The 10,186-nt window shown below is 72.3% G+C and carries 8 protein-coding genes and 1 pseudogene; 4 read left to right on the forward strand and 5 right to left on the reverse strand.

From position 1 onward, the window contains the following. Positions 1 to 19: 19 nt before the first annotated feature. On the reverse strand, positions 20 to 1,075 hold the full coding sequence (locus PV342_RS14205; protein ID WP_386993221.1) for an ABC transporter substrate-binding protein: 1,056 nt from the start codon (positions 1,073 to 1,075) through the stop codon (positions 20 to 22). 250 nt (positions 1,076 to 1,325) lie between these two features. Here PV342_RS14205 and PV342_RS14210 point away from each other — a divergent pair, with 250 nt between their 5' ends. Genes PV342_RS14210 through PV342_RS14220 form a run of 3 tightly spaced genes read left to right on the forward strand, consistent with a single transcriptional unit; the run spans position 1,326 to position 4,071 of the window. Continuing rightward, positions 1,326 to 1,775 (forward strand): MarR family winged helix-turn-helix transcriptional regulator, encoded by a 450-nt coding sequence (locus PV342_RS14210; RefSeq protein WP_018562591.1) that lies wholly within the window; start codon positions 1,326 to 1,328, stop codon positions 1,773 to 1,775. Continuing rightward, positions 1,772 to 3,535, forward strand: a complete 1,764-nt coding sequence (locus tag PV342_RS14215) for an MFS transporter (protein ID WP_500317324.1) — start codon at positions 1,772 to 1,774, stop codon at positions 3,533 to 3,535. The genes PV342_RS14210 and PV342_RS14215 overlap by 4 nt, the downstream gene beginning before the upstream one ends. Further along, entirely contained in the window at positions 3,511 to 4,071 is a 561-nt protein-coding gene (locus tag PV342_RS14220; RefSeq protein WP_400807858.1) for a cysteine hydrolase family protein, read from the forward strand. Before PV342_RS14215 ends, PV342_RS14220 begins: the two co-directional genes overlap by 25 nt. Here the strand turns inward: PV342_RS14220 and PV342_RS14225 are convergent. From PV342_RS14225 to PV342_RS14235, 3 genes are all read right to left on the reverse strand, one after another. Continuing rightward, positions 4,052 to 4,852: a hypothetical protein gene (locus PV342_RS14225; protein ID WP_500317326.1), complete on the reverse strand. Its 801-nt coding sequence runs from the start codon at positions 4,850 to 4,852 to the stop codon at positions 4,052 to 4,054. The two genes, PV342_RS14220 and PV342_RS14225, sit on opposite strands and share 20 nt — an antisense overlap. Positions 4,853 to 4,900: 48 nt before the next feature. Continuing rightward, positions 4,901 to 5,470 (reverse strand): GNAT family N-acetyltransferase, encoded by a 570-nt coding sequence (locus PV342_RS14230; RefSeq protein WP_386993226.1) that lies wholly within the window; start codon positions 5,468 to 5,470, stop codon positions 4,901 to 4,903. A 95-nt stretch (positions 5,471 to 5,565) separates the two neighbouring features. Next, positions 5,566 to 9,633 carry a discoidin domain-containing protein gene (locus PV342_RS14235; RefSeq protein WP_500317329.1) on the reverse strand — a complete coding sequence of 1,356 codons (4,068 nt, stop codon included), beginning with the start codon at positions 9,631 to 9,633 and terminating at the stop codon, positions 5,566 to 5,568. A gap of 260 nt (positions 9,634 to 9,893) precedes the next feature. Here PV342_RS14235 and PV342_RS14240 point away from each other — a divergent pair, with 260 nt between their 5' ends. Beyond that, a complete protein-coding gene (locus tag PV342_RS14240) occupies positions 9,894 to 10,064 on the forward strand; it encodes a hypothetical protein (RefSeq protein WP_500317331.1) in 171 nt (56 codons plus the stop codon). Here the strand turns inward: PV342_RS14240 and PV342_RS14245 are convergent. Further along, positions 10,061 to 10,186, reverse strand: a pseudogene (locus tag PV342_RS14245) (ABC transporter ATP-binding protein); the annotation flags it as partial. The gene PV342_RS14240 and the pseudogene PV342_RS14245 sit on opposite strands and share 4 nt — an antisense overlap.

Raw genomic sequence — 10,186 nt, forward strand, 5'->3', positions numbered from 1 at the left:
CTGGAACAGCCTCGCCGGCTCAGGCCGTGAGGTGCTTCTCCAGGTCGTCGAGGACCGCTTCGGCCGCGGTGACCCCGAGCCCGAGGTACCAGGTCTCGTCCGGGACGTCGAAGGCGTGCCCGTCCTTGACCGCCTGCAGGTTCTTCCACAGCGGGTTGCCCTGGGCCTTGGACTTGTCGGTGGCCTTGGGGTCGCCGTAGACGCCGGTGAAGATGTAGTCGGCGTCGGCCTGGTCGATGTTCTCGGCGCTGATCTCGGCGGCCAGGTCCTCGATGTCCTGGTTCTTCGGCCGCGGGATGCCGACGTCCTTGAGGATGGTGCCGATGAACGAGTCGTTCGCGTAGAGGCGGATCTTGCCCTCGGGCATGTAACGCACCATCGACACGCTCGGCTTGTCGGCGCCCAGCTTCGTGCCGAGGTCCGCCGCCTTCTTCGCGTACGCGTCCAGGTTCGCCTTGGCCTGCGCGGTCTTGTCCAGCGCGGCGGCGTTGAGGAGGTAGTTCTCCTTCCACGTGAAGCCGGGGCGGATGGAGAAGACGGTCGGCGCGATCTGCGAGAGCTCGTCGTAGGAGTCGGCGGCGCGCAGCTGGCTGCCCAGGATCAGGTCCGGCTTGAGCGCTGCGATGGCCTCGAGGTTGAGGCTGTTGATGGTGCCGATGTTCGCGGGCTTGCCCGCCTTCCCGCCGAGGTAGGACGGGAGCTCCGGCGAGCCCTCGGTGGGCGCGAGGCCGACCGGCTTGATGCCGAGCGAGACGACGTTGTCGAGCTCGCCCACGTCCAGGACGACGACGCGCTCGGGCCGCGCCTTGAGGACGGTGCTGCCCATGGCGTGGGTGATGGTGCGCGGCCACTCGCCCGGCTTGGCGGTGGTGCCCATCGCGGCGGTCTTCTCCGCGGCGTCCCCGAAGTCCTCGCCGCCCTGCGCGACGGACTTGGAGTCCTTGGACCCGGCGGTCGCGGAGGCTGCTGCGCTGCCCTCCTTCCCGTTGCTGCTGGACCCGCCGCAGGCCGCGAGAGACAGCGCGGCGGCGATGGCGACAGCGACGGCGGCTGTGCCGCGGCGCCGAAGAGACATGTGGAGACTCCTGTACATGGTTCGCCTTTGAAGTATTAGGCGAGCCTAACCTTATGCGCTGTCTGTGAGTCTCCCGCAGGCGGGGGGTCCGTGGGCGCCCCGTCACCCTCGTGCGGCCTGCGGCGTCCCCGGGATCGTGAGTCTCGGACAGGGGCCCGGCGCTCGGAGGTGCGGCGGACGTCCGTCCTTGGCACGGTCTTGACCGGAGCCTGATAGTTACATCAGGTTGATTAATCTACTGTTACTGAATATGGATGCCAAGGCACTCGAAGCCGGTGAGCCGACCGAGGTCGGGGCCGCGTTGCGGCTGAGCGTGGGGCGGATCGCGCGGCGGTTGCGGCAGGCGCACGCCGTCGGCGACGTCACCCTGTCGGAGGTGTCGGTGATCGCCCGGCTGGACCGGGACGGCCCGGATTCGCCGGGGTCGCTGGCCGAGCTGGAGCGGGTGCGCCCGCAGGCGATGGCGACGACGCTGGCCGGGCTGGAGGAACGCGGGCTGGTCAGCCGCAGGCCCGACGCCCACGACAGGCGGCGCGTCGTGATGACGGTGACGGAGGCGGGGCTCAAGGTGCTCGCGGACCGGCGGTCGGAGTCGGTGCAGCGGCTGGCGGCCGTGCTGGGAGGGCAGTTCACCGCCGAGGAGCGGCGGCAGCTCGTCGACGCGCTGCCGCTGCTGGACCGGCTGGCGGAGAAGCTGTGACCACCGCGCAGGTGGACGACGGCGGCCGCTACAAGTGGGTGGCGCTGTCGAACACGACACTCGGCGTGCTGATCGCGACCATCGACGCCTCGATCGTGATCATCTCCCTGCCGGCCATCTTCCGCGGCATCGGCCTGGACCCGCTCGCCCCCGGCAACATCGGCTACCTGCTCTGGATGATCCTCGGCTACCTGCTGGTCTCCGCCGTGCTGGTGGTCGTGCTCGGCCGGCTCGGCGACATGTTCGGCCGGGTCCGGATGTACAACATGGGCTTCGCGATCTTCGCCGGCGCGTCGCTCGCGCTCTCCCTCGACCCGCTGAGGGGCGGGGGCGGTGCCCTGTGGCTGATCGGCTTCCGGATCGTGCAGGCCGTCGGCGGGTCGATGCTGACCGCCAACTCCGCGGCCATCCTCACCGACGCCTTCCCCGCCCGGCAGCGCGGAATGGCGCTGGGCATCAACCAGATCACCGCGCTCGCGGGCCAGTTCCTCGGGCTGATCGCGGGCGGTCTGCTGGCGACCATCGACTGGCGTGCCGTGTTCTGGGTGAGCGTGCCCATCGGCATCGCGGGCACCGTCTGGTCGTACCGCAGCCTGCGGGAGACCGGGGCACGCAAGCCCGGGCGCGTCGACTGGATCGGCAACCTCACCTTCACCGCCGGGGCCGGGGGACTGCTCGCCGCCATCACGTACGGCATCCAGCCCTACGGCGGACACCCCACGGGCTGGACCAACCCCTGGGTGCTGGGCGGCCTGGCGGCGGGCGTACTGCTGCTCGTGGTGTTCTGCCTAGCGGAGACCCGGGTCGCGGAACCGATGTTCCAGCTCGCGCTGTTCCGCGTCAGGGCGTTCGCCGCCGGCAACCTGGCGGTGCTGCTCACCGCGATCGCCCGCGGCGGCCTGCAGTTCACCCTCATCATCTGGCTGCAGGGCATCTGGCTGCCGCTGCGCGGCTACGACTTCGAGCAGACGCCCCTGTGGGCCGGCATCTTCATGCTGCCGCTGACCGTCGGCTTCCTGCTGGCGGGGCCGGTGTCAGGGCACCTGTCGGACCGCTTCGGCGCACGGCTGTTCTCCACCACCGGACTCGTCCTGGTGGCGGCCGCGTTCGTCGGCCTGCTCGCGCTCCCCGTCGACTTCCCCTATCCCGCCTTCGCGGCACTGCTGCTGGTGAGCGGCATCGGGCAGGGCATGTTCTCGGCCCCCAACACCTCGGCGATCATGGGCAGCGTCGCGCCCGAACACCGCGGTGTCGCCTCCGGCATGCGGTCCACCTTCCAGAACTCCGGGACCGCGCTCTCCATCGGCCTGTGCTTCTCGCTGATGATCGCCGGACTGGCCGGCTCGCTCCCGGGGACGCTGGAGGGCGGCCTGCGGACGAACGGCGTGCCCGCCGGGACTGCCGAGCAGGTCGCCGGACTGCCGCCGGTCAGCACCCTGTTCGCCACCTTCCTCGGCGACAACCCCATCGGTCACCTGCTCGGGCCCAGCGGGGTCCTGGCCACCCTGCCCGGGCACCAGGTGCACATCCTGACCGGTACGGCCTTCTTCCCCACCCTCGTCTCCGGTCCCTTCCACCACGGACTCGTCACCGTCTTCGGCGCGGCCGCCGTCATGGCGCTGATCGCCGCGCTCGCCTCCGCGCTGCGCGGCCGCCGCGACACCCCCGCGGCGCGCCGGCCCGGCGGCGGCGACGACTCGCACGATCCGAACGGCACGAACAAAGGACAGCAAGAATGGCGCACAGCGCACTCCTCGTGATGGACGTCCAGCGGGCCATCACGGACCGCTTCACCGCGGACGCCGGCTACCTGTCCCGGGTGCGTGAGGCGACCGATGCCGCGCGCGCCGCGGACATCCCCGTCGTCCACGTCGTCATCGGGTTCCGCGCCGGGCACCCGGAGGTCAGCCCGCGCAACAAGACCTTCGGCGCCCTCGCCCGGGGCGGCGGCTTCGCCGCGGGCGACCCGGGCGCCGAGATCCACCCCGACGTCGCGCCCGCGCCCGGCGACGTCGTCGTCACCAAGAAGCGCGTCAGCGCCTTCGCGGGCAGCGACCTCGACATGGTCCTGCGGGCGCGCGGCGTCGACAGCCTCGTCCTGACCGGCATCGCCACCTCAGGCGTGGTCCTGTCCACGCTGCGCCAGGCGGCCGACCTCGACTTCGGCCTGACCGTGCTGGCGGACGGGTGCCTGGACGCCGACCCCGAGGTGCACCGCGTGCTCACGGAGAAGGTGTTCCCGCGGCAGGCGGACGTCGTCACCGTCGAGGAATGGGTCAAGTCCCCCGCGCGCTGACCCCCGTGGACGGCTCCCCGTGCCCGCCGAGGGCGCGGGCGAGTCGTTCCCCCTGGGCGGCGGTCACGCCGAGGCCCGGCAACGGCACCCGGCCCGGCCACCCGTCACCCTCCCCGGCACGGGGAGTGCCGCCGCTGAGCGGCGAGCCCCACGCCGGGTCGCGCCGGACCGCGTCATCCGGCCCGTCGATGAGGCACCGGGCCGCGAGCGCCGCGGTCTCCTGCGGCGCCCCGACCGCGGTGAGCGCGCCGGCGATCCGGGGCACGGCCTCGGCCGCGTTCCGCCGGCCGTCGGTGAGCACGGGCAGCAGGAGCAGCAGCCGGGCGGCGGGGCCGTACAGGCCCCCTTCCGGCCCGGAGTCCGGCCCGGAGTCCGGCCCGCGATCCGGCACGGCGTCCGCGACGTGCACCAGTTGGCGCCACCGCAGCCCGGGGCCGCAGCGGTCGCCGTCGTACGAGAGCAGGGTCTCCGCACGGACCCAGCCGGGGTGGGTGAGCAGGAAGTCCAATCCGGGATCGTCGGCGAAGTTCCGGAAGACCGCGACGGCGCGGTGCCCGTCCCCGAACGGCACCCGGAGGACGGGCCAGGCCCGCTCGTCGTACAGCACCTCCGCCAGGGCGTCGGTGTCGGCGCCGTCGTCCCCGAACCACTCCGGTTCGGGACGCTCGCCGTCCGGCCCGGCCTGGCACCACCCCAGCAGGTGGTTCGCCCAGAAGCCGGGCCGGTCCGCCAGCGGCTCACCGGCCGTCAGAGGCCCGTGGTCGTAGCCCTTGATCAGCACGCTGCACAGCATGCCAGGCTGCCGCAGGTCAGGTCAGGTCAGGTCAGGTCAGGTCAGCGGCACGGTGCCCTCCGAGGACACCGCGGCGGCGACGCGGCCGCCCAGGTCGAGCCGCAGCCGCAGGAAGTCGACCCCGCCCGGGCCCGGGCGGCGACCGCCCTCCGGGACCCAGCCGTGCCGGGTGTAGAAGGCGAGGGCACGGCTGTTGCGCTCCCAGGCGTCCAGCAGCCCCGTCTCCAGGGAGGACTCCCGCAGGAAGCGCAGGAACTCGGCGTGCAGCAGCCCCCCGAGGCCGCGGCCCCAGCGGTCCGGACGCACATGGATCCGGTGCAGTTCACCGCACGAGGGCGCGGCCTCCGCGCCCTCCTTGGGCGGCCCCATGGCCACCACACCGACCACCTCGGTGTCCTCGACGGCGCACAGCACCGTCGTCGCGCTCGACTGGATCGCGTGCGCCCAGGTCGCACGGCGGCGCGCCCAGCCGTCGGGGCTGTCGATCTCTGAACCGGGCAGGCCGCCCGCCTGGTAGTACGCGGCACGTGCCTGCGTGTGCACGTCCACGATGGCCGCCAGGTCGCCGAACCGCGCCGGGCGCATCAGGGTTGGAGAAGTCGTCACCTCCTGTCAGACGTCCGCGATTCGGGACGGGTTCCCGGCGCGCGGGACCGCCGTGGCGGCCACCCGGGAGGTGACCGCCACGGCGGTGCGGCCGGCTACGGCTGCGCGGTGACCGCGGGCACGTTGTAGCCGTCGACCCGCAGCTTCGGCCGCTTCGACGGCAGCGCCCCGGCGGGCCAGGACAGCGTCACCGTGCGGCTCTCACCGGGGAGCAACCAGACGTAGTTGTCGCTGTACAGCGTCGGCAGCACCCGCTCGCCGGAACGGGAGTCCAGCAGGGAGAGCCGGACCAGGGCGGCGACCGAGGCCCCCCGGTTGCTCACCCGCGCGGTCAGCCCGTGCCGGTCGCCCGAGAGGTCGGTGTCCGTCACGTCGGCGGCGACCCGGGTCCGCGCGGCCTTGTTGAGCGCCTGCATGTGCTCGGGCTTGCGGTAGCGCCAGTAGACGTTCTCGGACAGCACCTCGCCGTGACGGTCCGTCAGCCGCAACCGCAGCAGGTGGAAGTCCGGCAGGCCGTCCGTCCAGGCCACGGTGAACGCGTCCGCCTTCGCGGACGCCGCGACGTCCACCGGGCCGCGCCGCTCCGCGGACAGCGGATGGCCGGACAGGTCGAGCAGACGCGCCGAGACCGTCGCGCCCTTGAGGGCCCGGGGCGTGTGGTTGACCGCCACGACCTTCCCGCTCACGGGGTCCGCCTGCACGTGGACCGGCTCGGCGGCCTTGCGGACGCCGTAGTAGGCGCCGTTGACGTCGAAGTCGTAGTCGTACGTCTGCCACACCGTGCTGTACCACGCGGGGTGCGACATCCACAGCATCAGGCCGCCGGCGTCGTCCCACAGCCTGCCGTTCCAGGCCTCGAACATGGCACGGAAGTTCTCGTAGTTGACGAACTGCGCCTTGCGGCAGAAGTCGTCGAGGTCCTCGGCCGTGCCCAGCCGGCCCTCGATGGCCGCGCGGTAGTTCTGCGGGGCCTGGTTGCCGCGGGTGCTCCAGTCGTGGTGGTACCAGACACCGCCGACCGGCCACTCCGGCTCGTCGCCGGCCATGCGCCGCATCGTCTCGGCCGTCGAGACGACGGGCATGCCGATCTCGGTGTGGAACCCGAAGCTGCCGCCCCCGTAGGTGGACGCGGAGTAGTACCGCTCGGGCTCGACCCAGCCGTAGGGGCCGCCGCCGGAGACGATGCCGCCGGCCGAGTTGTTCTGGTAGAGCAGGGCGGGGGCCTCCGCGCGCACCGCGGAGCGCATCCCGTCGTCCACCGGGCCCGGGGGGTTGCCCTCGTTGGCGCCGCACCACACGACGACGCTGGGGTGGATGCGGTAGCGCCGCACGGTGTCCCGCGCGAGGTCGAGGAAGGCCTGGCGGTTGGGCGGGTCCATCGCCCAGGCGTTGGGGAAGTCGTTCCACACCAGCAGGCCGTGCTCGTCGCAACTGGCGTAGAACTCCTCGCGGTTGCTGCTGCCGACCCAGTTGCGGATCATCGTGAAGTTCATGTCGCGGTGCATGCGCACGGCCGCGTCCATACGCTCCGCGGGCATGCGGCGCAGCAGCTCGTCCCAGCCCCAGTTGCCGCCGCGCGCGAAGACGCGGACGCCGTTGACGCTGATCTTGAGCGGCACGGTGGAGTTGTCGACGGACTTCACGTCGGTCCACTCGTCGCCGTCGTCGGAGACCTGGACGGTGTAGGTCCTGGCGTAGGCCTGCTCCCAGGTGATGACGACCCGGTCGAAGCGCACCGCGGAGCCCAGGTCGACCTGGATCCACTGCTCGTCCTCGTACTTCGAGGACCAGCGGGTGCCCGGCTTGCCGTCCACCGCGTTGCCCGGCCCGCTGCCGTCGCCCTCGAAGGACGAGGCGGTGGCCTCCTTGCGCAGCGCCAGGTCGGTGCCCGGCGTGCCGCTGTCGACCACCGACAGGCCCCACATCGACGAGCCCCAGCTGGTGGCGCGCGTGTGGCAGAGGATCCGCAGGTAGCGGGCCGTGGTCGCGGCGAACTCCACGTCCTGCAGGCTCGCCGAGCCCGAGGTCTGGAAGGGCAGCGGCACCGCGGCGTTGTCGACGGACGCGGCGTCGGTCCACTCGTCGCCGTCGTCGGAGACCTGGACGGTGTACGTCTCGGCGTACGCCTGCTCCCAGGTGACCACGACGCGGTCGAAGGCGACCGCGGAGCCGAGGTCCACCTGGACCCACTGGTCGTCCTCGAACTTCGACGACCAGCGCGTGCCCGGGTCCCCGTCCGTGACGTTGCCGGGCCGGTTGGACGGGTCGTCGGTGGACGAGGCGGTGGCGTCCTTGTGCAGGGCGAGGTCGAGATCGGGCAGGGCGCTGTCGGCGACCGACAGCGCCCACATCGACGAGCCCCAGTCGGTGGCCCGGGTGCGGCACAGGACGCGCACGTAGCGGGCGGTCCGCCGGGTGAACGTCACCGTCTGCGCGTAGGCGTTGGAGCCCGACTGGAAGGTCAGCGGGACGTCGTACTCGTAGCCGAACTGGCGCATGCCGAAGCGCGTGGTGCGCCGGTCGCTCTCCTGCCCGGCCACGGAGGCGGTCAGGGTGAGGCGGTGCAGCTCCGGCTCGCCGTAGCCGTTGGGCCACCACAGCTTCGGGTTCCGTACGCGCAGCTTCGGGTCCGATGCCGGGGCGAAGACGACGTCGGTGCTGCCGCCTCCGGGAACGGTCACCGTCCGCTGCACGCGCACGCCGTCGAACGCGGCGGTGACGGTGACGGACCGGGCGTCCGCGGCGGCGTTGCGGACCGGCACGACGACGGTCAGCTCGGCCGTGCCGGTGTCGGGCAGGTCCGGCAGGACGGTGTCGACGCGGGGGTCCCCGAGGACGGCGTCGCCGGTGGAGCGCAGCCGTACGTGGTTCCAGATGCCGGCGGCCCGGTCGCGCACGGCGGGCATCCAGTCCCAGCCGGAGGAGGCCAGGTAGGTCGGCGAGTTGCGGTTCATCATGTTCGCGCCGGCGTCGACGAAGGCGAGCCCGGCCGGGCCCTTGTCGCCGGGGCTGCCGGGGAACGGCATGGGGCTGATCTTCACCGCGAGGGCCTGCGGGCCGTCGGCGGCCAGCAGCGCGGTCACGTCGTAGGCGGCGCGGGCGAAGGGGAAGGTGAGGGTGCCGGCCTGCTTGCCGTTGAGCCAGATGTCGGCTTCGTGGTTGACCCCGTCGAACTCGAGCCAGACACGGCGTCCCGCCCCGGTGCGCAGGCCCTCGGGCAGGCGGAACTCGCGGCGGTACCACCAGGAGTGGCGGGAGAGGGCCTCGGGGATGTGCAGGTTGGCGAAGCCGGCGACGGGGTCGGGGAGGTGCCCCTCCGTCACGAGCGAGCCCAGGACGGTCCCCGGCACGGTGGCCGGCAGCCAGGTACTGGTGTCCACGGACGGCGCCGACAGCTCCGCGGCACTGCCGCCCGCCCAGTCGTCCATGGTCAGGTCCCACCCCGACTCCAGCGGCACGGTGCCGTCCTCGGCGACCTCGAGGGCCGGGGGCGTGCGGTGGTTGGTCCCCCAGTCGGTCCAGCCGGTGGCCTCGGGGCGGTGGCCGCGCGGGGTGCCGTACACCTGGAAGCCGTTGAGGCCCAGCGGGTTGGCGTTGGAGCGCTTGGTGACGGTCATCCGCACCCAGCGGGCGGTGACGGGACTGGGCAGGGTGATCTCCACGACCCCGCCCTTGCCGTCGTCGGTGCGGTGCGCGACGGTCCACGACTTCCCGTCGCGCGAGGTCTCGATCACGAAGGCGACCGCGCAACTCGACAGGATCTCCTGGCCGGTGGTGTTGTCGCGGGGGTTGCCGCCGGTGCCGGGGGTGTACGGCGGGTCGTCGGCCGTCGCCTCGAAGGTCAGGCGCACCGACTCGACCTCGCACAGGGCCTGGAGGTCGACGGATATCCACTGGGGGTCGCCGGCGGCGGCCCGCCAGCCGGAGCCGCGCACGCCGACCCGGTCGAGGCCGTCGACGGCGAACTCGGCCGGTGTGGGGGCGTAGTCGGTGGAGGACACGGTGACCGGGCGGTACGCGGCGAGTTCGCCCCGTGCGCCGACGGGGTCGGAGGACCGCGTCCCGGCCGTGGCGGCGGCGGGGAAGGCCATGCCGAGCCCGAACCCCGCGAGGAGGGTGGAGCCGGTGGAGAGTACGGCGCGTCGGGAGGGGAGGGGGGACATATCCGGCATGAACAGCGGCTCCGTTCAGGGATGTTCAATGACGAGACGGCCTGGCATCATGGCGATGACAACGTTGCCATCGGGATGACAACGTTGCCGAACATGCACCCGCCGGGAAGAGCCTGTCAAGGTTTTAGGCACACCGCGTTCCGGGATTCTCCTAAATTAGGAATACATATTGACATGCGTCCGACTTCGCGTCAGAGTCGTTGGTCCGCCCGCGCCGGGGGCCGTCACCGAGCCGGTCGGCGGCGCGAGGTGTGGTCCGCCGAGGGGGCGTCAAGGATGTCCCCCACGGCGAAGAGAAGGATCGCTGCTTCGTTCCCACCGCGAGCGGTGACGCGCAGGCGTACGTCGACGAGTTCCACGCGGCGTTCGCGGCGCGCGACCGCGAGCCCACCGACCTGCCGCTCTTCAGCCGGGGCCACTAGTTCGGCGTGCCCTCGGCGTTGTCGTCGGGGCGGATGGCGATGTGGTCGGGTTCGAGTTCGAGCATGACGCGGTTGCGGATGTCGAGGGCGTGGGTGTAGTCGCGGGGGAGTTGGAGGCGGCC

This window comes from Streptomyces sp. PA03-3a (genome assembly GCF_033792735.1).
In the GTDB taxonomy this organism is placed as follows: Bacteria; Actinomycetota; Actinomycetes; order Streptomycetales; family Streptomycetaceae; genus Actinacidiphila.

Bases quoted from the DNA above. Each gene is read 5' to 3' on its own strand.
- PV342_RS14220 (WP_400807858.1), top strand. From the start codon at position 3,511: ATGGCGCACAGCGCACTCCTCGTGATGGACGTCCAGCGGGCCATCACG.
- PV342_RS14210 (WP_018562591.1), top strand. From the start codon at position 1,326: ATGGATGCCAAGGCACTCGAAGCCGGTGAGCCGACCGAGGTCGGGGCC.
- PV342_RS14235 (WP_500317329.1), bottom strand. From the start codon at position 9,633: ATGTCCCCCCTCCCCTCCCGACGCGCCGTACTCTCCACCGGCTCCACC.
- PV342_RS14205 (WP_386993221.1), bottom strand. From the start codon at position 1,075: ATGTCTCTTCGGCGCCGCGGCACAGCCGCCGTCGCTGTCGCCATCGCC.